Here is a 25,503-nt window from a genome sequence, read left to right as displayed (position 1 = left end):
TCGCGGGCTGCTCATCGATGAAGGAAGAACACTTGCGCGCTATCAAAAACAGTCCACTCACCCGAAAGCTCTTAAACTTCGTCGCTCTGACTGAGGTTGAACTTGCGGTATTAGCACGCCTGCACAAACGCCGCAGAACCTTTGAAGCGGGACGTGATCTTGTGCATCAAGGGCAATCAGAGCAGGCTGCCTACATTCTGGCCTCGGGCTGGGTTTGTTCCTACAAAACCCAGACAGACGGGTCGCGTCAGATCGTCGATTTCCAAATACCGGGTGACTTTCTGGGCTTGCGGAGCGTTCTGCTGCACACCTCGGATCACAGCATAGAACCAATTATGGAAATCCAAGCCATTGAGGTAGTAGTGGATGATCTCCTGGAAGCATTTGCGCAAACGCCCCGGCTGGCGACAGCAATTCTTTGGGCGGTCTCCCGAGATGAAGCGATGGTGGTTGAGCACCTGGTCAACATAGGACGGCGAGATGCGGGTGAGCGCATGGCGCATTTTCTATTGGAACTTGGTGTGAGGCTGACTCAGGTCGGGATGGCAAGCAAGACGGGATACGCCTGCCCCCTGACACAATACCACCTTGCCGATGCACTGGGACTGAGTGCTGTACATGTTAATCGTGTCCTACGGCAACTGCGGGAGAAGGGGCTGGTTACTTTTCAATCCGGGCAAGTGGTATTTGATGATTATGAAGGACTGGTGACGTTGGCCGGTTTTGACCCCACTTATCTGGATCAGGCCGGGCCACTGTTGAAGCAATAAGTTCACCCCTACAGCGATGCCGGGATTTTGATGATCGTTGCCTGTTAGAGACGGATTTCGCTTCGGCAGATTTGGGATTTCACTGAAAAAGAAGCGCAAGATAAATACAGTCCGATTGCGGTACTGGATTTCCTGCGCTTCTCAAATACTCGTTAAGAACACGCCAGCAAATATCCCGCCAACACACATCACGTTGCCGGAATCCAAACATCGTTGCACTGACGCAGGTTAGTCAATTTTTGGCAGTACCTGATCCTCGGGCACCAAATGCATTTGAGATTCCAATAAAATCTCAGGTCATTGGCCGCAGACTAACATCGATCAGCGCGCGTCTGCCATTTGCACATTATTCTAAATTACAACGCCAGTACTACCGCGGCGCTTACGAGCGTGTACCGCGGCAGACTGCGCGGGGAAGATCCAACAGACTATATGGAGGACCAAGGTGAGCACGAGATCGTCCAGTTCTTTGGTGACGTTTTCAAATCCGTTCTCTTTGTCCGGCTACACAAGGGTAGACGATAGCTGCCAGAAAATCGTGGTGCCGGACAACGCCTACCTAACGAACAGCACTTATGGATCTGTATGGATTTGCAATCGTGGCTACGAGATAGACGGAGAAGCGTGCGTTGCAGTAGCGGTGCCGGAAAACGCTTTTCTGAACGCATCAACCAGCGGGCGCCCCTGGACCTGCGAGCGTGGATATTTTGAGCGAGACGGAAGGTGCGATGCCGTCATCGTGCCTGAAAATGCTTTCTACGATGACGCGATCCATGGAGTTGGATGGAAATGCGAACGTGGCTACAAGGCGTCCGGTGATCGCTGCAACGCAATCGAGCTACCGGCAAATGCCCATCTCGACCGATCCGGCAATGGGTGGCAATGCCACAGAAATTATCATCGGTCAGAAGGGCTGTGTGTTCTGAACAAGTGAGGTTTCAGGCAGAGAGCCCACTTTTCCAAACTTCACAATTTGCGCCCGTTCTTACAAAGGACGGCGCGTTTCACACTCCAAAAAGGAACAGATATGAAACCCGAACCCATCGAGTCGGATGCCAAGCAGTTCATTGCCAGCGAAGCGCAAAAGCTACCACCTGCACAAGCAGTTATTCCAGAGCTTCACCGCAAAACACTTGTGACAGATACACCGACTGCAATTGTGTATTGCGAAGGAAACTTCGCAAAGATCGATGGCAAGACGGCTAATGGTCTCGTTCGACATTCACAGGCCTATCGCGTTCTTTCGGTGATCGACAGCACGTATGGCGGTTGTGACAGTGGCAAAGTCCTTGATAATGTCGCCAATCAGGTTCCCATCTTCGATGATCTTGATGCCGCCGTCGCTAATGAAGCTACGATCCCCGACACGTTTATTTACGGAATGGCGCCGGCCAGCGGCAGAATGTCCCTTGAGGATCGCGAAGTTGTTGTGGATGCGATAACGCTCGGAATGAACATCGTCAGTGGGCTGCATGAATTTCTTAGCGATGACAAAGAGCTCGTCGGATTTGCCAAAATTCACGATGTCACGATCCGCGACATTCGCAAGCCGCGGCCCAATCCCGACCTGCGCCTGTTAGATGGCAGTATTGGAGACGTCCAGGCGATCCGCATCGCGGTGTTCGGCACCGATTGTGCAATTGGAAAGCGTACAACCGCGACAATCCTGACAAGCGCACTTAACGCGCATGGGATCAAAACAGTTTTGGTCGGTACCGGCCAGACAGGATTGATGCAGGGCGCCAAGTATGGCGTCGCGATGGATTCGGTGCCGCCGCAGTTTTGTTGTGGCGAGCTTGAGCGCGCTGTTGTTGCAGCATCTGAAGATGAGCACCCGGATGTCATAGTGATCGAGGGCCAGGGCGCGCTAAGCCATCCGGCCTTTTGCACATCAGCCTTCATTCTGCGAGGCAGTCAACCACATGCGGTTATTCTTCAACACGCACCTAAACGAAAACGTCGATGCGACTTCCCCAACATGGCCATGCCCGACCCTTGCGATGAAATCACCCTGATCGAGGCTTTTGCGAACACAGAGGTAATTGGCATGACGATCAACCATGAAGGAATGAATGATGTTGAGATTTCAAAGGCCATCACAGACTACAACGGCAAATTGTATCTCCCGGTCACTGACGCATTGAACCGTCCTCCAAAAAACTTGGTGAATATGGTTCTATCTGCCTTTCCGCGCTTGCAACCCGTACGTGCCACGACGATTGAATGAGCAAGTTGCGTATCGACGTTGATCTGGACAAAATTCGGTACAACACACGGTTCCTAGTCGACCACCTTAGACCCCGCGAAATCACGGTGACAGGTGTGACAAAAGCCGTTTGCGGTCATCCTGAAATTGCGAATGCTATGCTTGAAGGTGGCGCGACAGGGCTGGCGGACGCGCGGGTCAGCAATATCAGGCGTATGCGCGATGCTGGAATCTCGTGCTCCATATCCTTGATCCGAACGCCCATGCTGAGCCAGGTCGCGCAAGTCGTTGATAACTGCGATGTCAGCTACAACACAGAGATGGACATTATCGCCTGCCTGGCCATCAATGCGCTGGGAAAGAACATTACTCACAACATTATCCTGATGGTGGAAATGGGGGATATGCGGGAAGGCATCTTGCCTGAACACCTTGAAAGCACTGTGTCTCAAATTCTAAGAATGGAAGGGACTTCTCTGAAGGGGATTGGCGCAAATTTTGCCTGTCTTGGTCATGTGGCACCCTCTGCAGAAGCAATGGCATTGCTTTCATCGCTTGCCATCGACACCGAGCGCGCGTTTGGACCCGCTCTTGAAACAGTGTCAGGCGGCGGCTCCGCCAGTTTGCCATGGGCGCTTGGCAAGGGTGCGACCGGAAAGATCAACAACCTGCGTCTGGGTGAGGCTATCCTGTTGGGTACCGATCCCGTATCGGGGCACGCGATCGGCGGGCTTTACACAGATGCTTTTACGCTTTGGGCGGAAGTGATCGAAACGAAAGCCAAATCAAATCCAAATCCCTTGCAAATGAATTATCCTATACCTTCAATGCAGTGTGTGACTTTAGACAGTCCTTCGAAAACTCGGTCGATCCTTGGCATTGGACTCCAGGACACCGATGCGGCGGGTCTAATATTCCCTGCTGGCGTCACGTTCGTCGGAGCCACCAGTGATCATATCGTTGTTGAAAACACCAGTTGTCTGCTTCGCCCTGGTGGCGAGGTGAAGCTGAAATTGAACTATAGCGCGCTCTCGCGCGGCATGGCTGCACCTGATGTAGCAAAAGTCTTCCATGGTGATGGCGTATTGGTTGACTGCACCCCAGCGAACACTGATCGCCCATATTCGAAGCGAAAGTAGCGCGCCAGGGTTGCCGCCGCCTCGGTTCTGCTTCAGCCACCCGTCTTATTCTACGGCTTTACGTAGTAAATGAGGCACCCAATCCCTATATTGGATGTAGCCGCATTCACTTTTCACACCCTATCTGGGCTCGTGGGTGTTGCGGACAATCAAAGGATCAAAATGATGTCTTTCAAAGACCTGACGACCAGAGCGGCTGCCGCACTGAAGGAAAACGATGCGGACGCGTCAAAAAAAGAAGTGACGTCGAAAGGGCAGGACGCCGTCCCCGAAAAATCAAAGCCTAAACCTCAAAACTGATAATACCCTGCCGGGAGCGGGTGGCTTGTTCTTGTTTACATCTCCGAGCGAGCGGTATCAGCAAAGGAGAACTACCCAAATGAACCAACTAATCAGCAAGACAATCGCAGTCTTTTCCAGGCCGTTTACTTTCCCTGGCTTTGACGAATTACTCCCGGCGGGCGAATACGACATAGAAACTGAGCTTTCCGCACCACCAGATTATTTGGATCCAGAAGCCTGGAAAGCATCAGTGCTAATCTTTCTGCTTCCACGGAAATCTCACCCCGGTCTGGCGCGAACCTTGACCGTTTCTCTTACTGATTTGGAGAGAGCCCGCGCAAAGGATAAATTGTCTTCAAAGCAGTTGTCGCAGTTCTTGCTCGACCAACTTTTGGCCGATCCCATGGTGCAATTGATTATGGAAGCGGATGGTGTGTCTGAGACTCAACTTCGGCACCTCTACTCGGAGTCGCTCATTTCTGAGGCAGACGACGGATCATCAGATCAACGAGCCATACCACGAGGATGCGCAAGCGGTTCTCGGTATGCTTTCGCTGTCCAAGCTGCTGAGAACGAAGGAATGCCAGTTCGTCCTATTAAAACCCCTCGGATAACAGGCCGTCCCATCGGACAGTCTGAACCAGGCAGCTCCTTCAATCTCAAGGCTTAGGGCTCGGAACTTTCTTTTCCAGTCGCTGTATAAACCAAAACAGAAATCGAGGTTAAGAACTGATGGAAGACTTCGACAACGACGCAGATACGATCATGGCTCGCGCCCACAATGACGTGCCGCAAGAACGCCCGTGTCTTCGTTGCAGAACGCCATTCTGGAGCGAAGGGTTCGGAGAGCGGATTTGTCGACGCTGCAAGGGGTTGAGCGCGTGGCGAAATGGCGTATCAGTAAGCCCTGGGTTAGCTCGGCGTCGCTGATAACCTGACGCCGGTCTTACCAGCTTTTCTGATCATATCTCATTTTATCTTATTGGTGCTGACCCGGGCCTTTTAACGTGGAACCCGATCGGTAATCGGTGCTGAAGACGAAGCGTACGCGCGGTTTGGACTCGAACCGTTCTTATGCGTAGTGATATGGGCTCAAGCCGCCTAATGCACACACTTAAACCATGCCAGTATTCATAATCGGACAGCAGGCATTCACGCCGCTTGTACTATTCGGTGGTCAGCGCGGTGCTGTTGCTTGGGTGCGGAGGGTGGATCGGAGTGCAAAATATGCCAAGAGTCCAACTACCTGCAGTCACCCCAAAACCCAGAGCTTGGAACAAGGGGCGGATCATCGGTCAGAAACGACCGCTACTCCCAAAACAGGTCTGGGCGATCCGTGCCCGGCTCGAACTTTCTGGAAATCTGCGTGATCTCACAATGTTCAACGTCGCGATTGATAGCAAGCTACGCGGCTGCGATCTGGTCAAACTCGCTGTGACCGATCTTGTCAATGACGATCGCGTCCGTGAGCGTGTTTCGGTGATCCAGAGCAAAACCAAGCGATCTGTTCAATTCGAACTGACGGAAAACACGCGAGAAACTGTATTGGTATGGGTAAAATCACCGGAAATGTTTGCTAGCCGGTTCATGTTTCCAAGCCGATTCCATGATCGACCACACATCTCGACGCGCCAGTATGGCAGGCTGGTTCGAGACTGGGTGACCGCAATCGGATTGGAACCGAGCGGATATGGCACGCATTCGCTTCGCCGAACCAAAGTAGCTGAGATCTACCGCAAGACAGGAAATCTCCGCGCGGTCCAACTTCTGCTTGGGCACACAAAGGTCGATAGCACCGTGCGATACCTGGGCGTTGAATTGGAAGACGCGCTAAGCATTGCAGAGCGCATAGACATCTGAGACAGTTTGGCGAGCGGCGCTGTCGGTCGCCAATCCATAGTGGTTCTAGTTCTTTTACGCAGGAGTGGGACGTAGCGTGCCCTGAGCGGAAGTGTCAAAATCTTGTTGCGTACGCTCGCAGCACAGTTTTCTCGGCTCAGGCGCAATTTACAGGGTGCGGGACCGAGCGGCCATTTGATCACGCCGCGAGTACTTGTGCAGAAGCGGCGCGAAAATCGCTGCGTTGCAGCCAATGTTATCAGGCCAGTCATTCATAGTCACGGGGAAGCCTTGATCACATACTCCTCTTTCGCCGCACTCAGGCCAGACAATTTCTTTCGGTAGTTCACCAAGGATCTTGGTCACCGGCAGTTTCAAAAACTACCTGCCCTGGCGGTACTTGCATTGCGACAAGGGAAACTTCCTTGACTCTATTCTGGCTAAGGACCACAAAAGTGCATTGGTGAAAGTTACTCGTCGCCGCGATGCTGCCGGCTTCGATGATCCAATGGCCTTCAGAATAACTGTAGCATGTGCCCCAGCATAGGAACGGGTTTCGCTGGGGTCTTCGCTATGAGCTCGTTCCTCGCAAGCATTCGCAACTGTCACCCGCCATACACCAGTTATCGCGTGACCCAGGAAAGAAGGCGCCGTATGAACAGCACATGGCTCATAAATTGCGTGCTTGATGCCCGATAGATCAGGTCTCAGGCTCCGTTTCAATCAGTCATTAATCGTGTTTACGCGCTGCATTCTTTGTTTGATCCCGGCACTCTTGGTGTTGCTCTCAGGAACGCAGCTTCCTGCCCAAGTCGCAGGCAATGCTGATGGATCGGTCTGTGACGAAGGCTTCGAAAACAAGAACGGATCGTGTCAAAGAACAGACGTACCAAAAAACGCATATTTGACGGGTAGCTCCTATGGCAGCGGCTGGGAATGCAATCATGGTTTTCAAAACGTTGGAGAACTCTGTGAGGAAATAAGAGTTCCGGAAAATGCCTATCTTGCCTCAACCGGAGATCGGTGGGAATGTAACCGGTTGTTCCAGCGTATCGGGGACGAGTGTGAAGAGGTGATTTCACCTCAAAATGGGTACGTCGAAACTAGGTTTGGCGCACAAGAAATACACTGCAACTGGGGATTTCGTAAGGAGGACCAAGATTGTGTTGCGATTAATGTCCCGAGCAACGGCCGCCTGACTGACAAAAACAGCGCGGATGGTTGGGTGTGCCTCAGAGGTTACAGGGCAGCGGAGAGTAGCTGTGAACCTGTGGCAATTCCACAGCATGCATATCTTGCGCCTGAAACCTTTTCTGGATGGAAATGCAAACGAGGTTTTCGCGCAAACCGGGACAGATGCATTGCGATCCGTGTCCCTTCAAATGCTCACTTGAATCGGAGAGGTGACGGTTGGGAATGCAATCGGCCGTTTACACGACAGAACGATAAGTGCACCGAAAATGTGCCGCGACAATAGGTTGGTGGGAACCAATACCTCCTGACAAATCCGGAAGGACGAATCCGTGAACCATAACTCGATTGACGAAAACCTGGGCAAAATACTCAAGGCCGAAAAGGCGCAACGCTGGTCCTACAGCATAAAGATGTTTGTCGCGTTGGCGGTGTTTGTTGCGGCCATAATTGTGGTGGTGTTTCTCTGATGCGTAAAAGCACCCCTCAGGTTAGCCTCCGGCACCCAAAATCGGCAATTCGCGACCTAGATCAAAGAGAATTTCAGGAACGCAGTGTTCGTAAGTCGCGGAACGCTGACGTAGCCGGTGTGATTGAGGAAGAGTTTGGCAAGTACTTGATTAAGGCTGGCATTCTGAGCGGTAACAGCGTTGCGCGCGCATTCCCCAAGCCACCAGCCAAAACGCAGGCAATGATTGCTGATGCAGTCGGCGAAACACCAGCATTGGCCATTGAAGCATTGAAAGAAATTCTCGAAGAACGAGACAGGAAACGTAGCGGTCAACGCCGTTTGGAGGGAAACTCCGGCACCTTCGTTCCCAGTGAAAGAGAATATGCAGAGGCATTGCGCCAGATCAGGCTCACCCCTGCGCAGGTCACAATGCTCAAAGCACTTACTATCGCAGGTAGGGAAGGTCTGACCATTGGTCACTTGTCTCAGGCAGCCGGTTACAAATCACGCGAGGCCTCCATCAAGGTTTTCAAGAAAATCGGACTATTGATCGCAGAATATCTGGAACTGGACCTACCCGAAGCCGGATCGGTACAGAATGATGGCGCCGCTCAGGTCCTGGCATTTTCTCACATCGAAAGTGACGATGAGCCAGCAACTTGGATTATGCATCAGGAACTGCGCGTCGCCGTCCGTTCCGTTCTATGACGCAAAATCAAGCACCTGATTCCGAAGAGAGTTCCTGACCGTTCCAAATGCACGAAAGGTTGCACACGTAGCTTATGCTGGAGAAGAAACCATACCCGCTCGACCTGATCTATGTACCTGTGAAGCGTGCAAAAACACTTGATCAGCAAAAAGTCCTGACGCTGGCCGAAGATATCCTGAAGAACGGCCAGAAGACCCCGATCCAGATACGCGCGGACAACAAGAGGTTCGTGCTGATTGAAGGCCTTCACCGACTGGAGGCCATTCGCGCCCTGGGCGGTGATACTGTCGAAGCCTTTTTGGTGCGCGCCAGATTACACTAAACTCTTGTTGGGATTGGCGTTCGACAAAGCCTGAGAAAACGTCAGCAGGCGCTGACTTTCTTCATCCCAAAGATGCAATCGTGCGCAATGAAGGCTCTCATATAGAGTAATACGCTGGCAATTTTCCAACTCGGAATGGTCACGCAAAACCTCGTTTAGCCTATAAAACGGTATGCGGCTGGCAAGGTGGTGAACATGGTGCACACCGATATTGGCAGAGAACCACCGCAGGATGCCTGGCAGGGCATAGTGAGAACTTCCATAGAATGCGGCGTTCTGAAGATTCCACACTTCTTCCCGCTCCCAAGTCGTGTGTTCAAACTGGTGTTGAATATAGAATAGCCAAATACCAATCGACGCGGCGACGATCATGGTTGGAAGGAATACAAAAACCAGTACATCCAGGCCTCCGGTCCAAAAAATCAGAGCCAGGATCACCGCAATCGCGGCGTTTGTTCCCATAGCACTTGCCCAATACAGCCAGCCTGACCGCATGAAACCAAAAGGCAAACGATTTTGAAGAAAGAACGTGTAGACCGGTACGATACAGAACAGGAAGAAGGGGTTCCGGATTAACCTGTAAGCGGCACGACCGGACCACTTGCGCTTCAGGTATTCCTCTACAGTCAACGTAGGGATATCGCCCATCCCGCGCCGATCAAGGTTGCCGGTTGAGGCGTGGTGAATCGCATGGCTTTGCCGCCAGACGTCATAAGGTGTGAGGGCGAGAACACCCAGGACCCGGCCTGTCCAATTGCAAACGGTACGGTTTCTAAAGAATGATCCGTGACCACAATCATGCATGATGATGAAGATACGCACCAGAAATGCGGCGTTCAGGATGGCCAGTAGAGCAGCGACCCAGATACTAAGGGATAGCGCAAACCACGCTGCGCCCCATAGCGCGAAAAAGGGGATGACAGTGATTGTCAGTTCAAAAACGCTACGCTTCGTATCGGGCACACGGTATTGCGCGAGCGCCCGGGTCAATTCCTGCTGTTGCAACTGACTTGTTCTCCAAGGGCTTTTAGCAGCCCATTGTGCAAACGGGCACCCCATAAGGGTGCCCGTAAAAGGTCAGGCCAGTGCCAGATTGGCGGCGCTGTCGCGCCCGTCACGGCCAGCTTCGACGTCGAAGGTAACCTTCTGGCCGTCCTTCAATTCGCTGATGCCGGAACGCTCAAGTGCTGAGATATGCACGAACACATCGCGCTTGCCATCTTCAGGTTCGATAAAGCCAAACCCTTTGGTCGAGTTGAACCATTTTACTGTGCCATTTGCCATGGTGGAAGTCTCCTAATACTTGCCGCCCGCATCATTGCGGCGACTCGGCGTGGTCGGTCTGAATCGAAAGACTGAACGCCGAATTTGGGAGACAGCAGGTCGAAAAAGAAAAACGTTAGCCTTGTGTATATGGACTTCGAGTACGCACGATACAAGCCTTGATACAATAGAAAGCAACAGAAGATCTGAGTCCGCCTAGCCCAAGTTAGGACAAGGATAAGCAGAACCATTGCTCTGTGGTTCGGAATTCAAAGGTCGGCTTCTGATAAAGCCTGCCGAGTGCGTATGCAGCAAATTGATTGCTCAGGAACGGCAGGTAGGGCTGTCTGTCCGAATTCACCGCGCGCTACAAGAACACCGTGGCGATGCACAAATGTTCATTGATTGATGGAAACATTGCTAAATCAACGAGTTGACCTCTCTAACGAACGGTAGATTCTGCGCGGCCCGAATCTTGGGTCATGCTGCGTTGGCATAGGGCGACTGCGAGCCTCAAAGTGCCATTAGTAGGTCCGTATCTGCGTAAGCATCGGGCAAGAAACGTTCCCGATGTTACAGTTGGCCGTAAGTTCATTCAGGGCGGCCTCCAATCGCTTAAGTTCGATTATCTTCATACGCACATTGGAGATATGAAGCTCGGCCAGTTCCTTAACGGATTGGCAATCCTCGCTATCACCTTCGGACAGGTTGAGAAGCACCTTTGCATCGGCAAGCGAAAAACCCAAGTCTCGGCACTTCCTTAGAAAACAAAGCCGTCCCACATCGTGCGCAGAGTACATGCGTCGATTATTCGATGCCCTTTCTGGTTTCGGCACGATCCCTTCGCGTTCGTAGTAGCGGATAGTTTCAATTCCGACACCGCTTTGCCGGGATGCCTCCCCAATCGCAAACATGTGAGATTTCCTGTCTTGATCCTGTAGTGGCTACAGAAGTTATACGAGAGGTTGTTGTCTCTACAACTCCGCGCGACGTAGTCCATCAGGGAAACAGAATGCAGAAGTACCTTAGCCTCAGCTATTTGGGATCGCTATCAGCGCTTGGCGTCGCGACTTGCTGCGTTTTGCCCGTGATGATGATGTTACTGGGGCTGGGCGGCAGTTGGTTGGCAATCTTTGGGAAGGTTGCGGCAGCGAGTTACTATGTGCTGACGATTTCAACGGCGCTCGTCGCGATATCGTGGCTGGTATCTTATCGGCGCGGTTCCTTACCGACGTTAAAATGGCGGCTTGCAGGAACAACTCTAATCACCGGCGTGGCTTGGGTCGTTGTGTTTAACGAGGCACGGATTAACGATTACCTGATCATGCAGATGTGAGACTATGACAAAACAAACTGTAGTCCTAGAAAGCACCCTGATTTGCCCGAAGTGCGGCCACAGCGAAACCGAGCAAATGCCAACGGATGCTTGCCAGTGGTTCTATGAATGCAAGTCGTGCAAAACAGTTTTGAAGCCGTTGGAAGGCGACTGTTGTGTTTACTGTTCATATGCCACGGTCCCGTGTCCACCAATTCAGCTAGGCGATAGCTGTTGCGGATGAAGTGAAGGACGGCTTTGTTGAGCAAACTGTGAGCTGCCGCCGCGAGCATCGCTGCTATTTGCATGAATGACAGTTCTTTCCGCTGCTTGGCCGCACAAGATATTCGGCAGTTGCAGTGTTGTTACTGCTGCAAACGCATGCAGCAATAAAATCCAGGGTACAGGTTGGGCTCGGTGCGGTCATCTGAGTCTTTCTGTCAGATGGCTGCTTAGGGACGAATAGCAGTCTTTGTTTAAAGACAACCATTCTGTTTACTTCGCGTACACCCACATCTGCTGTTCGGCGGGCAGAGTGCCGTTGATGGTCAGTATCAGATCGTTGAGCAGGATCAGGGGCGAAGATCCCACCATTGTCATTGTGCCGCCCAGAATGGCGCAGAAACCCATCGGCATCAGTAGAAGCGACATCGACAGGTCAGTTCGCACGGAAATGCGCGACACAACCGGCAGAAACAAAGCAGCTGCGCCCACGTTTTGCATAAAGGACGAGATGACGCCCACGATCGAAGAAATCAGCAACATGATCCGGGTGTCGGTCGTGCCACCCACGCGCATGATCCAGCACGCAACGTGCGAAAGAACACCGGTACGGTCTCGCCCGGCGCCAATAATCATGACGGCAATGATCGAGATCACCGCGTTGCTTGCAAAGCCGTCAAACAGATGTCGCGGATCGGCAAGGCCCTGCAGCCCGGGTATGGCCGAAAGCACCCCCAATGTGACCATGATCAGCATGGCCGCCACATCGACCCGGACAATTTCAGAGACGAAGAGAAACACGGTCACGCCCAGCAGGATCAACACTATGATCATTTCCGTCGTAAGCCCGAGTGTTTCCATCATGTACGTCCTTGGCTTTTGTATTGGACTGATCCGATAGCTTGGGACCAGAATAATCGTGCCCAAAAAAGAAACCCCCACCGGAAGTGCTGGCGAGGGCCAAGTCTTAGGGAGTTCAGTCGGTCCGGGCGTGCCGCGCGCGAATAGCATTCAGCAGCGGCCGTGGGTTGTTACAGCGATCGATGGCACCGTTTCGCACGAAATAGCCCCGGTCCACATCGACCAGAGTATCGCAAAACACGCGCGTGTTTCTGAGCCTTGGCCGGGTATCCATCGCCTCAATAACCCGTGCAGCGGTCGCATCATCGTCGGTATGCGGCACGGCGGGGTTATCTCCGGCGACGCGTAGATGCACCGATGCTTTCAGCCCGTGGACGGCAGTCGCGTGGTCCATTGCGGTAAGCCGTTCGGCCACCGGATCGGTATTTCCCAATCGGAACACCGCACCCACGATCCCGCAAGATTTCTGCATCGCAGCCAGCGCTGCCAATTGGTCGGAATCCGTCGCATTGAACCCGTGGTTAATGACATGGAAATAAGTGCCCTCGGCCTTAATGTCATCCTTGGTTCGCATTCGTGAGACATAGATCGGCAGGCCGGTCGTCTGATGCGCCCTGGTCAACAGGTCAGAAGAGGCCTCGACATCGCACCAATTCAGCGAAATCTCCCAATCCGCCAGATTGCTTGCTTCGGCCGCGATCATGTCCAGCACGGTTTCATTGACACTCCAACCGAACAGCGTGGTGCGAAATCCCAGATGTTTGAGCACGGCCAATCGCGCACGTCGCGCAGGGTCCAGCAGATCATGCAGCGGAATGCGAATATCCCTGACGCCCATCTCTTGCAGTGCCAACAGGTGATAATCGTTTCGCACAGGCTTTCGGTCGAACTCGTCCAACCCACCGCTGGGTGGCACCTCCGAGATTTCGGCCCAGTTCTGCCTTAGATCGAACCCGATCAGTGGATTGGCCTTTTCCCTTGGTTCTGGGGCCAGTTCCAGTATCTCGCCTGCTGGCTTTTCTCCCGGTTCAAGCTCAACCCCGTTCGTCCGCACGAATTTCGCGACATGGCCACTCTCGTAAACATTCACCACGAAGTACCCCAGCTTGGCAGCGTCATTGCGGCCGAACTCGCTGCCTTCGCGCGGGGTGGCGCGCAGCATTTCCGAATAATCCTGCCGGACAAAACTGGTCGCTGGAGCCAAGTAGAAATCCGTCTCGCCATAGCGATCATACCAGAAATTATGGGCATGACCCGAGAACATGGCCTCGATCCCATGTTTTTTGAGCAATCCCAACAGCCAACCCCGCCCCGGCTGATCCGTGTTGTCATAATGGTCCAGCTCATCCGGGTAACACAGATAGGCCGGGTGGTGCAGCATCAGCATTACGCGCTGACCTTGCGCCGTCGCCAGTTCGGCCTCGACCCAGTTTCTTTGATCCGCTTCTGCCTGCAGTCCGGAGTTGATCAACTGCGCATTCAGAAGAATGAAGCGCACCCCACCTTTTTCGAAACTTTGATAATGAGCGCCGAACTCCCCTTCCCATGCACTGATCATTGCGGGAGTGGTCGGGATTGCCGGCCCGCCACTGATCGGAGTGTCACCGATGTCGTGATTGCCCGGCAACACGTGGATCGGCACGTTCAGGTCGGAGACAATCTCGCGGTAGACTTCAGCGGCCTGCGCATACAGCACGCCCGTTTCGGGCACCGGATGAAGCAGATCTCCGAGGTGGATGACAAAATCAACCACTCTGCGATTGATATCCGCGACAACATAGCGAAAGCGTCGATTGGCGCGGGCATTTACCGGAAATGGCGAGTTGCATGCGTCTTCATCCGGATTGACATGCGTATCCGAAATCACCGCAAAGCTGTATGCAAAGCGCCCCAGACCAGCGTTGTCTGCATTAACCATGGTCTTGTCCTTGTCTTTCAGATTATCCGCCAGTCGTCAGCACAGACGCCTGCCCTGTGCGCGAGGCGCGAATACGGGACCGGATCAGCACGAATATCGACACAGCGGTGAGCAGCCAGAACAGCCAGCAAATCGCGTTTCTAACAAAGATTGACAGGCTGCCGTCAGACAACAGCAATGATTGGCGGAAGTTATCCTCAAGAAGTGGCCCAAGAACGAAGGCGATCAGGAATGGTGCGACCGGGACATCCAATCGCAGCATCGCGAAACCAACGAGTCCCATGCACAGCATAACCAGAATGTCGAACAGGTTGTTGTTCACTGCATAGGCGCCGTAGACGCACAGCGTGAAGACGATCGGGTAAAGGATGCGGTTCGGGATCAGGGCCACACGGCTAAAGGTTTTGATGGCGGCCTTGCCTACGATGAACAGATAGGCCGAGCTGAGCAGGATACCCATGAACAGCGCATAGATCATCGGCAGGTTTTCCGCGAAGAGGATGGGGCCTGGGCGCAACCCGTGGATCATGAACGCACCCAGGATCACTGCCGTGATCACATCACCGGGAACACCCAGCGCCAACAACGGGATCATCGTCGCCCCGGCGACGCCGTTGTTCCCCGCCTCGGCTGCGGCAACGCCCTCGGGCTCACCCTTGCCGAAGTTTTCGGGATGTTTCGAATTTCTGCGCGCCTCGCTGTAGCTCAGGAAGGCCGCCGGAGCGCCGCCGATGCCGGGGATGGCACCGAGAATAACACCGATGAAGCTGCCACGGATGACCGATTTCAGGGTTTTGCGGAAATCAGCAAAGCTTGCACCTTTACCCAGTTCCTGACGCTGCGCTCCCGGAGGACGCGGGCGGCGTGTTGCACGGTCGAGGATTTCGGGGATGGCGAACAGGCCGATGAGCACCGGAATAAAGTTCAGCCCGGACATCAGTTCGTAATTGCCAAAAATGAACCGGTTCGTGCCGTAGATCAGGTCAAGCCCAACGGTGGCCAGCATCAACCCGAGGCAAGCAGACAGGATGCCTTTGGTCAGGCTCGGGCCCGCAACACCGGCGATGATCGTCAGAGAAAAGACGATCAGAGTGAAGAACTCCGGCGGCCCAAAGCGCAATGCAAATGTTGCAAGGAACCCGGCGAACAGGATCAGCGCGATGTTCGAGATCAGGTCAGCCACACAGGATGCATAGAGCGCGATATCCAGCGCTTTTCTCGCCTGCCCTTTCTGGGCCAGCGGGTAGCCGTCTAGAATGGTACATGACGCCGCTGGTGTCCCGGGTGTTTTGATCAGAATTGCCGTAAGGGACCCACCATACAACCCGCCCTTGTAGACACCCAGCAACAAAAGGATGCCGGTCACAGGCGGCATCGTAAACGTAAAAGGAAGGGCCAGAGCCACACCCATCGGCGTCGTCATCCCCGGTATCGCACCGATGATCGTGCCGATCAGAACGCCGATGCCGATGACCAGAATGTTCTCGAAGCTGAGGAATAGCTGGAAAGCTGTGGAAATATTCTCGATCATGCTCAGGTTCTCCTCAGCCTAGCGTTTCGAAAATGCCAAGGGGCATTGGCACGCCTGCGACGTGCAAGAAGAACAGATACAAAAGAATGGGAAGAACGATGCTGATCGGTACGATGTAGTACCATTTCCTCTCGCCGAAAAAGAGCATCATAGAGAGCATCAGAACGATGGAACTGGCGACGACGCCCAAAGTTGTCAAAGCAAAGTAGAACGCGAACAGTGCAAATATCAGAATGACGGTACGCAGGGTTCCGGGAAGCGTGTCCAGTTTGTAAACAGCGTCAGCTTCGGCATCCTCGTCCGGATCAATTTGCGGCGTTGTCAAAAAAAAGGATTCGGCCAGCAAGCACAGTGCGACCAGAACTACGGCAATCGATATCACGCGGGGCCAGAACTCTGGCGATAACGCCGAAATCTCCACCGAACCCGGTGAATCGACACCTGCCGGGATAAGGATGATCAAGGTAATAATACCAAGGACAAGAAACAGCGCCCCGGAAAAAATGTCTCTTTTCTTTGATTGGTCCATTACCTGCCCCCTCCCTTGAGCACGTTCAGATCAAGTTCGGCGTTTGCGATGTTTTCATTGAGAGACATCAACCTCGCCGCACCCATGTGTGTCATTGCAGTGGACTTGATTCTGATCGGCTGCTGCAGATCGGCTTTCAGGTTGTCGATCTGCTTTCGAAACGCATCTACATAGATAGGCGACTGCGCCAGCGGACCGGCTAGCAATACCAATTCGGGCTGCAGAACCGTCAGGCTGAGCGAAAAGCAGTTTGCCGCACTGGCGCCAAAATCCTGCAAGGCCGACCGGTATTCCCCGTCCGCCTCATTTGCAGAAGAGACAATATCCCAGATTTTCTGGGCTTTTTCCTGATCGGACAGCGCATTAAACACTTTTGGAGCCAGAACCTGACGCAACAACGCCTTTCCCCCGCACAGGTCGGACAGGGCAACAGGCATGTTGGACCCCACACCTTCGGTGGTTTTTGCTTCGGTCAGAACACCGCCAACCCGGCCAATCCCGCTGTAAGGCTCGCCATTGACCTGCAGACCAATACCAAACCCCATCGCGCAATAGATCACGGCGACATTTTCAATATTCCGCGCCGCCCCAAAGGTAGCTTCCGATTGGCAGATCGCAGCGCTTGGCGTCTCCAGCACAACAGGAACTCCAAGCTCCTCTCTCACGATCCCGCAAACATTGGTCTCGTCGACCCAACCGAGCGTGGGCGCAGAAATGACAATTCCGCGGGCTTTGTCCAGATTGCCGGCGACGGTCAGCCCAACCCCGAAAAGTCGATCCTTATCCGGGACATGCCCTTCAATCAGGGCTTTGGCTTGTTTGCAGCACGCCCTGATGAAGCTAGCGCCATCGGTCAGCCCGGCCCCGCCCGCATCCCATGATGCAATACGATTGTTCGAAAGATCAGCAAGTGTGACCACCTGCTGGTACGCGTTGATGCCGATACCGATCACATAACCACCAGACCGGTCCATGGTCAGCTTTTTGGTTCTTGGCCCCCTGCGCCCTTCGGGCTGAGACACGCCGACCTCTTGAACCAGACGCGCTTCGATCAGTTCGCGCGTGATCCTTGAAACGCTCGCAGCATTCAGCGCGAGGTTATCTGCGATCTGCGTTCGAGAAATGGTTCCTGACCCCAAAATCTCTCCAAGAACCCTCTGCCGGTTCCCGCGACCAATCTCTTCCTGTGACCAACCTGCCATTTTGCACCTCCTGAATGTATTTTTGCTTAATTATTTACTTACTGCAAGTATTTTATTATGATGAGTCCCACTCGATTCAGGGAGACGCAACAAATGACACTAAGAACCACAGTAACCGCCGCGCTCAGCAGCCTTGCCCTGCTCGCGATCCCGGCGGGAGCGTCAGCGCAAGATTATCCAAACAAACCAGTGACTTTAGTGGTGCCTTACGGCCCCGGAGGCGCTGCTGATCTGGCCGCACGCACCCTCAGCACAGAAGCACCGGACTATCTGGGTGAGAACATTCTGGTCGTAAACAAGACAGGTGCAGGTGGAGTCGTCGGTTCGACTCAGGTCGCCAAATCACGCCCCGATGGTTACACCCTGTTGATGGCGCGCGTTGGCTCTCAGGCCACCGTTCCGGCGATCAACCGCACAATCCCCTACAAGTGGGACGACTTCACCTTTCTGGGTCTGATCGAAATGAACCCGTTTGTGTTGGGCGTCAGCGCGGACTCGCCCTATCAGAGCTTTGATGAACTGAAAGAAGCAATCGCCAATGGCGAGCGCCTTTCTTATGCGTCCGCCGGTGTTGGCACTCTTCTGCATATGGCGATGCTGATCATGCTAGACGATCTGGGCGTCGATTCCGAAGCGTTGATCCATGTCCCATTCAAAGGCGGCGGCAAGGCCACCGCAGCGGTTGTCGGCGGCCATGCGGACCTGATCTTCCACAACCTTTCGGGCCTGTCCGGAGCCATCGAATCCGACCAGATCCGCCCCTTGCTAACCACCACACCTGAACGCTTTGCCGCGATCCCGGATACGCCAACCGCACAAGAGCTTGGCCATCCGAACCTTGAAAACGTGGTCGGCTGGACTGGCGTCTGGGGACCCAAAGACCTGCCCGAAGACGTCGTGGCGAAGTGGGTCGAAGTTCTTGGCGCGATCTCGGCTGATGAAAGCTGGGTAGAAACCACCGAAAAACTGGGCTCGGTCCCCACGGTCCTGTCACCAGATGAAACCAAGACATTCGTCGAAGGTCAGGTTCAGACCTTCAGCGACACTGCCGAAAAGTTGGGAATGGTAATCCAGTAACAACCTCGGCATCCCGGGCGGCCCTCCCCTCTTTTGCCGCCCGGGACTAATCCTCTTAGTTTTCAGGAAACGAATATGGCACGTCCAAACATCCTATTCATTCAGGCGGACCAGCTCGCAGCAAATGCGCTGAAAACCTATGGCAACAAGACCGTCAAAGCACCCAACATTGACCGGCTTGCGGAGAATGGAGTGGTGTTTGAGAACTGCTATTGCAACCTGCCCATGTGCGGACCGTCCCGTGCGTCGATGCACGCAGGAAAGCTGCCTTTCTCTATCGGCATGTATGACAACGCCAGCGAATTCCACGCCGACATTCCGACATTCGCACACTACCTGCGCAGCATGGATTACCGGGTCGAGATGTCCGGCAAGATGCACTTTGTCGGCCCGGATCAATTGCACGGCTATGACAAACGTCACACGACCGAAATCTACCCGGCCAACTTCGCCTGGACTGTCGACTGGTCCAAGGGGCGCGAATACAAGCCCACCAACCTGACAATGGCCCCGATTCTGGAAAGCGGCCCAGCGATCCGCACCATGCAGATGGATTACGATGACGAGGTCGAATACCACGGTGTTCAGGCCCTGTATGATCTGGCCCGAAAAGGCGACGATCGCCCGTTTATGCTGACAGTGTCCTTCACGTCTCCGCACTCGCCCTTCGTGATCGGACAGGAGTATTGGGACCTCTATGATCATGACGAAATCGAATACCCGGCGGTTGCACCACTAGAGCTGAACGAGATAGATCATCTCAGCCGCAACCTGCACTATTGTCAGTCCCGGCACGAGTTCACAGTTTCGGCCGAAGATCGCCGCAAAGCCCGCCACGGCTACTACGGGATGATCTCGTATATCGACGAAAAGGTCGGTCGCCTTGTGGACGTTCTGGAAAAGACAGGCCAGATCGGCAACACCATCGTCATCCTGACCGCCGACCACGGCGAGATGATGGGCGAGCGTGGAATGTGGTTCAAACAACACTTCTTCGAATGGGCCTCGAGCGTGCCCTTCATCGTCTACGCGCCGGATCGTTTCAAACCGGCGCGGGTGAGGGAGAATATCTCACTCATTGATCTTTTGCCCACACTCACGGACCTCGCCGCTGGCGGTTCGTTCGGGGATTATGCGGCGCCCATCGACGGGCGATCTCTGGTCCCTGCCCTGAACGGCGACACATCGGATATGTCCGATGTCGTAATCTCGGAGTTTGCCGCGGATGGGTCCACCGGCCCCAGCCGCATGGTCAAGAAAGGACCATGGAAACTGATGTGGCTCGAAGGGGTCGATACGCTGCTTTACAATGTAGAGGAGGACCCTAACGAGGTGAATAACCGCGTGTCTGATCCCGACTGCGCCATCATACGGGCTGAGCTAGAGGAGATCCTGTTCGAAGGCTGGAACCCTGATGAGCTGTACGAAACGATCCGCGCCAGCCAAGTGCGTCGCCTTGCCATTCACAAGGTGACCGAGGGCGACCCCACTTACGTCTACACGGTTCGCAAGGATGACAACGAAAGGTACATCCGTAACGCGGGTGCTGCAGACACCAAGGCCCGTGCGCGGCTTCCCTATGTGGCTCCGGCCAAGCCTGATCTGGTATGAATATGTCATTTGATTACATTATCGTAGGCGCAGGCTCTGCTGGCTGCGTCATCGCAAACCGGTTGTCCGCCGACCCGAAAATCCGCGTGCTGCTGCTAGAGGCTGGCGGCAAGGATACCAATCCGTGGATTCACATTCCGGTTGGTTACTTCAAGACCCTGCACAACCCGAAAACAGATTGGTGCTATAAGGCCGAGCCCGACCCCGGCCTGAACGGGCGTGCACTGGACTGGCCGCGCGGCAAGACGCTTGGCGGGTCGTCTTCTATAAACGGGTTGCTCTATGTGCGCGGCCAGAAAGAGGATTACGACCGCTGGGCGCAACTTGGGAATACCGGTTGGTCATGGGAGGACGTGCTGCCCCTGTTCAAGCGGTCCGAATGTCATGAAGACGCAGACCCCGAGTTGCATGGGAAAGATGGCGAGCTAGCCGTGTCATTGATCCGCGCAAAATCCCCCATCTCTGAGGCGTTCATCGAAGCCGCCGTCGAAATGGGCGTTCCGCGGACCGACGACTACAACGGCACAGATCAGGAAGGTGCCGGCTATTTCCACCAAACCGCGCGCAAAGGGTTCCGCTGTTCTTCGGCTAAGGCATTCCTGACGTCGATCAAAGGAAAGCGTCAAAACCTGGACATCATCACGCATGCGCACACAACCGGGCTTGTGTTCGCCTCCGACGCGCCGAAACAAGTGACTGGTGTCGCCTATGACCGCAAGGGCTCGCCCCAAAAGGCCATGCTGAACCCCGGCGGCGAGGTGATACTGTCTGCCGGTGCAATCGGTTCGCCGCAATTGCTTGAACTTTCGGGCATTGGCAACCCGGACATTCTGTGCGCAGCAGGTGTAGCAGTACGCCACGACTTGCCGGGCGTGGGTGAACACCTTCAGGATCACCTGCAAATCCGCCTTGTGTATGAGGTCACCGTTCCCACACTAAACGACGCGATCAACAACGTCATGCACCGTGCCGGAATCGGCATCGAATACGCCCTGCGCCGCACCGGCCCAATGAGCCTTGGGGCCAGTCAGGTCGCAATCTTCGCCAAATCGATGGAAGGACTGGAAACGCCCGACATCCAGTTCCACTTTCAGCCGCTGTCTGCCGATAAACCGGGGATCGAGATGCATTCGTTCTCGGGCTTTACCTCCTCGGTCTGTCAGCTACGGCCGGAAAGCCGCGGGCACATACATATCTCGTCGCCCAACGCGAAAGTGTACCCAAAGATCGTGCCCAACTATCTGTCGACGACCGGCGACCAGCTTTGCGCCATCCGCGCTGTGAAGTTTGCGCGCGCGATGACGAAGACGAATGCTCTGGCCCCATTCATCGTGCGCGAGCATGTCCCGTCGGGTACGGTTGAGACCGACGAAGATCACCTCGAAGCCGCCCGAAACATGGCGCAGACGATCTATCACCCGACCTCGACCTGCAAAATGGGCGTGGATGATCGAGCCGTCGTCGATCCGCAACTTCGGGTTCACGGCATCCGCGGCCTTCGCGTCGCAGACGCCTCGATCATGCCGGACATCGTCAGCGGTAACACCAACGCACCGGCCATCATGATCGGAGAAAAGTGCAGCGACTTGATCCGCGAAGACCGCCGCAGGTCGGCTTAGGTTCCATATAGGGTTTCGAGCCCTGAACACCGGAGCGGATGTCGTGGCTGAATTTTGCATCACGTTGACCGCGCGGCGATCAATAAGATCGCCGCAGGCAAATCAGTCGGCATCTTCCATTTTTGTCGCATTAAGTTGCGCAAAGAGCTCGGGCCCAACACGATCATACAGATCAAGTTGTGTCTCAAGAAAGTCGATATGCCCTTCTTCGTCCGACATGAGTTTTTCGAACAATCCCATCGAGACATAGTCACCAGCGGCTTTACACACATCCCTTGCCTCTTTGTACAAGGCGCGGGCACTGCGCTCTGCCGCAAGATCGCATTCAAGGGTCTCACGAGGGTTTTCGCCGATCTTCAACGGATCAAGCTTTTGCAGGTTGGGGTGCCCTTCCAAAAAAATGATCCGCTCAATCAGTTTGTCCGCGTGCCCCATCTCTTCGATGGACTCTTCGCGGCTTTTCTTGGCCATGCTCCCAAGACCCCAATCGTCCTGCAGGCGGTAATGCAGCCAGTATTGGCTGACAGCCGTCAATTCATGCCGAAGAGCCTTGTTCAAATATTCAATTACCTTCTTGTCACCCTTCATCTGAAATCTCCCTGGCTTGGTCGCGAATTTGGTTTGAAAAGAGTGCCTTGCGACACAATGGTATCACTTGTTCCGCAAAACCCAAATGGGATCGAAAAATTATTAATAACAATGCGTTGAATGAGTTTCTGACGATTCCCGTTTGATTTGGAAACGTACCGTCGCTGGCTAACGCGGATAACCGGTGGGAAACTGGCGGTCAGGCCAGTTAACGATGACGGACAGGGGGCGCGCAATGCTGTTTCGCTTTTTTCCCAGTCTCCGCCTCACGATCCGGGCCATGTCCGCAAAGGGGCGAAGGCAGACGTCCGATAGGCGAGATGGATGCGCTACGGGCGGTTGCAAACCGAATCTCAGATCCGCGTCCCGCTCGGACAAGTGCAGCGAGCCAAACAGCCAGACCCAAACCGCAAGCGCAACACCGAATTTCTTGTCGTGATGCTCGCGCGATCGAATGGTGCACCTGATGTTGCGCAGGTGAGATAAGGATATGCTCCAACCAGGGCCAATAGCGGATCGAGATGTGAGAATGCCGCAGGTTCGAGCCTGTCACGTGAAAGATGAATGACATGACGTTCACACCCAAAACTGCATAAAGGTCCACCGCGTTGCCAAACAGGAACAGACAGACGGCCATCGTCGTTCCCTGCACGATAGCGCTGCGCAAGCTGAAAAGAATTCCTTCCAACGGATGCGTGCGGTACACCGTGATCGGCGTCATCGTCTCGGCCGAGTGGTGGTTTTTTGGATCGCCCATAACAACGGCCAGTGATGCATCCAGCGGTGCAAAAGGTACTTTGTGAAATCATCGACAATAAAGATGGTGATCGTGAACAGTGCGACAATCACGCCAGTTGGAGCGGCGGAAAACATGCCTTTTTGCAGAAAATCCACGTCGTGCAACGCATAAAACAACATCCGTTGCAATCGCCAGTTGGGACACCAGCAGCGGTGAAACGAACAGCGTGAATACGCGATTTATCACAAAATTCTTGTAATCCGCCTTAGCGGAAGCCGAGAACAAAACCTCGCGGTCAAATACCTGATGCAGAGCCCGCTTAAGCGAGGGCCTGCGCACCGCCACAAGCCAGACCAGCGCAATCAGGACCGTCAGAAACAAATACCCCAAAAAGACGCGCTTCTTGGGGTTGGAGAAATCTGCAAGGACAGCGTCTCTGTGCTCGAGTATATCCAAGGATTGCCATTCGGCTTGATAACCGGCCGCACTAAATAACGCACCGCCGGAACAGGATCAAAGGACCATTAGTCGTTTTCCGCCGAGGCAATTTCGCCCAGCTTTTCAGCCAGCGCGGCCAGTTCAGCGGTTGCGTCATTGGCGCGCGATTCAATGTCGAACGTGTCGATCAACAGTTTCTGAACCTTCAGCATGTTGACCTGATAGTCGCCCAGCGTCATTTCGCGGCCACGAACAAAGTTGCCGCCGCGTCGATGTCAGACACCATCTTGCCATCGGGCATCGCTGGGCCAAACCCGATCAGCCAATTCAGGTCGATCGCCATTGCGCCCAGGTTGTTCCTGCCGGACGGCAGGGCCATCGAGAAGCCTTTCAACTCACCCCAATGCTTGACGTAGTTGCGCAGCGCTTTGTCGGAGTCCTCACCCGATCTGATCTTGTCGATGTCTTTGTAGACAGATCCGGCATATTTGAACGTGGCTTCTGCCAGCGTTTTTTCCCAGTTGGCCTCAATGATATCGGCATAGTTCTTCACTTCGGCGCGCTGGTCGTCTGTCAGACCTTCGCCTTTTGCGATGCGATCAGGGCGCGACCATCCCGGAAAGCGTTGAAAATGGTCGCCATGTACTGGGTGTTATTGTTGCCGCCCTTTTCTGCACCGGCGGCATAGTATGCCGGACCAACCCCCCCCTCGGTTTTAAGGTCGATGACACCATCACCGTTGGCGTCCGCAGCGGCCTGGTCCTTTTGTTTGGACACGGCATAGTTCTGCTCGGGCGTCAGGGTCGCGGAATGCGCCGCTGCACCGAAATAGCCAAACACCTCATCCCAGACATGCTCTTTGCCGGTGTAATGCGCGCCTTCTTGATATGGCTTGTCATTAGGTTTGTTATCGGCGTCCAATTTCTCGTCGAGGTAGTTGTCGACCGCCTGGTTGTACGCCATTTCGCCCAGCGTGAATTTCGAGATCAGCTGACCCCGGTCCATACCGTTGACCGGATCGTAACCCTGTTCAGACGCGGCTGCCAGTTTGATCATTTGCAGCGCGACGTCCACACCGGATTGGTTCCCCGGCCATGCCGGCATCGCACCGTTGTCGAACTTGCCCGAGATATTCACGCCTTTGGAAATCTCGTTCACGGTCGATTGCTTGACCGGGAAGCCGTCTTTCGACGCCGGAGCAATGATTGCCAGATCTTCTCCGGTCCCATTGAAGTACGGCAGCATGAGCGCTTCGACTTCGGCCGCGTTGTTCCCGCGGTCGCCTTTGCCCGCCATCTTTTTCAGGCTGTCATGCAGGACGTGCCGCGCAATCTGACCAGAGTAGGAAACAGAGTTGGTCTTGTCGCCCTCATACCCTTTCACGGTGACCGGAAACGGGCCAAATGCCTGATCCGCGAGCGCTGCCCCGCTGAACAATGTTGCAGCGACAAGTGCCGTGGTGAGTTTGAGATTGGGCTTTTGCATGGGATGTCCCTTGCGTTTATTATTAATAATTTTTATCGGACTTAATAATCTGATCTTTTTAGTCGACTAATTAAAGCCGCTGTCAAGCGCAACTCCGGCCAAACACAAAATTTTCCGCCCCGCAGCCGCCGTTTTCCCATTTGAATTTCAATTTGAAACCTCATCGACAGAAGCGCACGCAAATACTCGCCTGCGT

The 25,503-nt window shown here is 54.2% G+C and carries 27 protein-coding genes and 1 pseudogene; 14 read left to right on the top strand and 14 right to left on the bottom strand.

Annotated elements, in window-relative coordinates:
• Positions 1-17: 17 nt before the first annotated feature.
• The 9 genes from ACR0J0_RS19230 to ACR0J0_RS19190 all read left to right on the top strand — a co-directional run bounded on the left by ACR0J0_RS19230 (position 18) and on the right by ACR0J0_RS19190 (position 8,909).
• Complete coding sequence (locus tag ACR0J0_RS19230; RefSeq protein ID WP_480665633.1) at positions 18-770, top strand: Crp/Fnr family transcriptional regulator; 753 nt, start codon at positions 18-20, stop codon at positions 768-770.
• 698 nt (positions 771-1,468) lie between these two features.
• Complete coding sequence (locus ACR0J0_RS19225; RefSeq protein ID WP_480665632.1) at positions 1,469-1,696, top strand: hypothetical protein; 228 nt, start codon at positions 1,469-1,471, stop codon at positions 1,694-1,696.
• A 101-nt stretch (positions 1,697-1,797) separates the two neighbouring features.
• Positions 1,798-2,997 (top strand): N-acetyltransferase DgcN family protein, encoded by a 1,200-nt coding sequence (locus tag ACR0J0_RS19220; protein ID WP_480665631.1) that lies wholly within the window; start codon positions 1,798-1,800, stop codon positions 2,995-2,997.
• Positions 2,994-4,115, top strand: coding sequence for an alanine/ornithine racemase family PLP-dependent enzyme (locus tag ACR0J0_RS19215; RefSeq protein ID WP_480665630.1), 1,122 nt, complete (start codon positions 2,994-2,996; stop codon positions 4,113-4,115). Before ACR0J0_RS19220 ends, ACR0J0_RS19215 begins: the two co-directional genes overlap by 4 nt.
• 379 nt (positions 4,116-4,494) lie before the next feature.
• On the top strand, positions 4,495-5,067 hold the full coding sequence (locus tag ACR0J0_RS19210) for a hypothetical protein (protein WP_170743321.1): 573 nt from the start codon (positions 4,495-4,497) through the stop codon (positions 5,065-5,067).
• 557 nt (positions 5,068-5,624) lie between these two features.
• A complete protein-coding gene (locus tag ACR0J0_RS19205) occupies positions 5,625-6,257 on the top strand; it encodes a tyrosine-type recombinase/integrase (RefSeq protein WP_480665629.1) in 633 nt (210 codons plus the stop codon).
• Positions 6,258-7,759: 1,502 nt separating this feature from the next.
• A complete protein-coding gene (locus tag ACR0J0_RS19200; protein ID WP_480659044.1) occupies positions 7,760-7,897 on the top strand; it encodes a hypothetical protein in 138 nt (45 codons plus the stop codon).
• Between the two features lie 119 nt (positions 7,898-8,016).
• Complete coding sequence (locus tag ACR0J0_RS19195; RefSeq protein ID WP_480665628.1) at positions 8,017-8,586, top strand: hypothetical protein; 570 nt, start codon at positions 8,017-8,019, stop codon at positions 8,584-8,586.
• A gap of 74 nt (positions 8,587-8,660) precedes the next feature.
• Complete coding sequence (locus ACR0J0_RS19190) at positions 8,661-8,909, top strand: ParB N-terminal domain-containing protein (protein ID WP_170452343.1); 249 nt, start codon at positions 8,661-8,663, stop codon at positions 8,907-8,909.
• On the opposite strand, the gene ACR0J0_RS19185 is transcribed toward ACR0J0_RS19190, so the two are convergent.
• The 3 genes from ACR0J0_RS19185 to ACR0J0_RS19175 form a co-directional block, all read right to left on the bottom strand.
• Entirely contained in the window at positions 8,901-9,914 is a 1,014-nt protein-coding gene (locus ACR0J0_RS19185) for a fatty acid desaturase (protein WP_480665627.1), read from the bottom strand. The genes ACR0J0_RS19190 and ACR0J0_RS19185 overlap by 9 nt on opposite strands.
• Before the next feature lie 72 nt (positions 9,915-9,986).
• Complete coding sequence (locus ACR0J0_RS19180) at positions 9,987-10,193, bottom strand: cold-shock protein (protein ID WP_170430361.1); 207 nt, start codon at positions 10,191-10,193, stop codon at positions 9,987-9,989.
• 503 nt (positions 10,194-10,696) lie between these two features.
• On the bottom strand, positions 10,697-11,086 hold the full coding sequence (locus ACR0J0_RS19175; RefSeq protein ID WP_480665626.1) for a MerR family transcriptional regulator: 390 nt from the start codon (positions 11,084-11,086) through the stop codon (positions 10,697-10,699).
• Between the two features lie 98 nt (positions 11,087-11,184).
• On the opposite strand from ACR0J0_RS19175, the gene ACR0J0_RS19170 reads away from it, so the two are divergent.
• Together ACR0J0_RS19170 and ACR0J0_RS19165 are read left to right on the top strand one after the other, a co-directional pair.
• On the top strand, positions 11,185-11,508 hold the full coding sequence (locus ACR0J0_RS19170) for a hypothetical protein (protein WP_480665625.1): 324 nt from the start codon (positions 11,185-11,187) through the stop codon (positions 11,506-11,508).
• 4 nt (positions 11,509-11,512) lie between these two features.
• Entirely contained in the window at positions 11,513-11,731 is a 219-nt protein-coding gene (locus ACR0J0_RS19165; protein ID WP_237217120.1) for a GDCCVxC domain-containing (seleno)protein, read from the top strand.
• A gap of 260 nt (positions 11,732-11,991) precedes the next feature.
• On the opposite strand, the pseudogene ACR0J0_RS19160 reads toward ACR0J0_RS19165, so the two are convergent.
• The 5 genes and pseudogenes from ACR0J0_RS19160 to ACR0J0_RS19140 all read right to left on the bottom strand — a co-directional run.
• Positions 11,992-12,570: pseudogene (locus ACR0J0_RS19160) on the bottom strand (SLC13 family permease); the annotation flags it as partial.
• Positions 12,571-12,685: 115 nt separating this feature from the next.
• On the bottom strand, positions 12,686-14,488 hold the full coding sequence (locus ACR0J0_RS19155) for a metallophosphoesterase family protein (protein ID WP_480665624.1): 1,803 nt from the start codon (positions 14,486-14,488) through the stop codon (positions 12,686-12,688).
• 22 nt (positions 14,489-14,510) lie between these two features.
• Positions 14,511-16,019, bottom strand: a complete 1,509-nt coding sequence (locus ACR0J0_RS19150; protein ID WP_480665623.1) for a tripartite tricarboxylate transporter permease — start codon at positions 16,017-16,019, stop codon at positions 14,511-14,513.
• 13 nt (positions 16,020-16,032) lie between these two features.
• Complete coding sequence (locus tag ACR0J0_RS19145; protein WP_480665622.1) at positions 16,033-16,548, bottom strand: tripartite tricarboxylate transporter TctB family protein; 516 nt, start codon at positions 16,546-16,548, stop codon at positions 16,033-16,035.
• On the bottom strand, positions 16,548-17,750 hold the full coding sequence (locus tag ACR0J0_RS19140; RefSeq protein WP_480665621.1) for an ROK family transcriptional regulator: 1,203 nt from the start codon (positions 17,748-17,750) through the stop codon (positions 16,548-16,550). Before ACR0J0_RS19140 ends, ACR0J0_RS19145 begins: the two co-directional genes overlap by 1 nt.
• 93 nt (positions 17,751-17,843) lie before the next feature.
• On the opposite strand from ACR0J0_RS19140, the gene ACR0J0_RS19135 reads away from it, so the two are divergent.
• From ACR0J0_RS19135 to ACR0J0_RS19125, 3 genes are all read left to right on the top strand, one after another.
• The gene (locus ACR0J0_RS19135; RefSeq protein ID WP_480665620.1) at positions 17,844-18,827 is read left to right on the top strand and encodes a Bug family tripartite tricarboxylate transporter substrate binding protein; all 984 of its coding nucleotides are present in this window, start codon (positions 17,844-17,846) and stop codon (positions 18,825-18,827) included.
• Positions 18,828-18,902: 75 nt separating this feature from the next.
• Positions 18,903-20,438: a choline-sulfatase gene (betC, locus tag ACR0J0_RS19130; RefSeq protein ID WP_480665619.1), complete on the top strand. Its 1,536-nt coding sequence runs from the start codon at positions 18,903-18,905 to the stop codon at positions 20,436-20,438.
• Positions 20,439-20,440: 2 nt separating this feature from the next.
• A complete protein-coding gene (locus tag ACR0J0_RS19125) occupies positions 20,441-22,057 on the top strand; it encodes a GMC family oxidoreductase (RefSeq protein WP_480665649.1) in 1,617 nt (538 codons plus the stop codon).
• Positions 22,058-22,159: 102 nt separating this feature from the next.
• Here ACR0J0_RS19125 and bfr read toward each other — a convergent pair whose 3' ends face one another.
• The 6 genes from bfr to ACR0J0_RS19095 form a co-directional block, all read right to left on the bottom strand.
• The gene (gene bfr / locus ACR0J0_RS19120) at positions 22,160-22,645 is read right to left on the bottom strand and encodes a bacterioferritin (protein ID WP_480665618.1); all 486 of its coding nucleotides are present in this window, start codon (positions 22,643-22,645) and stop codon (positions 22,160-22,162) included.
• Positions 22,646-22,853: 208 nt separating this feature from the next.
• On the bottom strand, positions 22,854-23,402 hold the full coding sequence (locus ACR0J0_RS19115) for a sterol desaturase family protein (protein WP_480665617.1): 549 nt from the start codon (positions 23,400-23,402) through the stop codon (positions 22,854-22,856).
• Positions 23,403-23,450: 48 nt separating this feature from the next.
• Entirely contained in the window at positions 23,451-23,840 is a 390-nt protein-coding gene (locus tag ACR0J0_RS19110) for a hypothetical protein (RefSeq protein ID WP_480665616.1), read from the bottom strand.
• 68 nt (positions 23,841-23,908) lie between these two features.
• The gene (locus tag ACR0J0_RS19105; RefSeq protein ID WP_480665615.1) at positions 23,909-24,061 is read right to left on the bottom strand and encodes a hypothetical protein; all 153 of its coding nucleotides are present in this window, start codon (positions 24,059-24,061) and stop codon (positions 23,909-23,911) included.
• On the bottom strand, positions 24,058-24,375 hold the full coding sequence (locus ACR0J0_RS19100; RefSeq protein WP_480665614.1) for a hypothetical protein: 318 nt from the start codon (positions 24,373-24,375) through the stop codon (positions 24,058-24,060). The genes ACR0J0_RS19105 and ACR0J0_RS19100 overlap by 4 nt, the downstream gene beginning before the upstream one ends.
• A 20-nt stretch (positions 24,376-24,395) precedes the next feature.
• On the bottom strand, positions 24,396-25,307 hold the full coding sequence (locus tag ACR0J0_RS19095) for a DUF4856 domain-containing protein (protein WP_480665613.1): 912 nt from the start codon (positions 25,305-25,307) through the stop codon (positions 24,396-24,398).
• Positions 25,308-25,503: the final 196 nt, after the last annotated feature.

The sequence above is a fragment of the Ruegeria sp. BF12 genome (assembly GCF_056538705.1).
The sequence above is the reverse complement of the archived record's forward strand: the minus strand, read 5'-3'. Positions and strand labels throughout refer to the sequence as shown.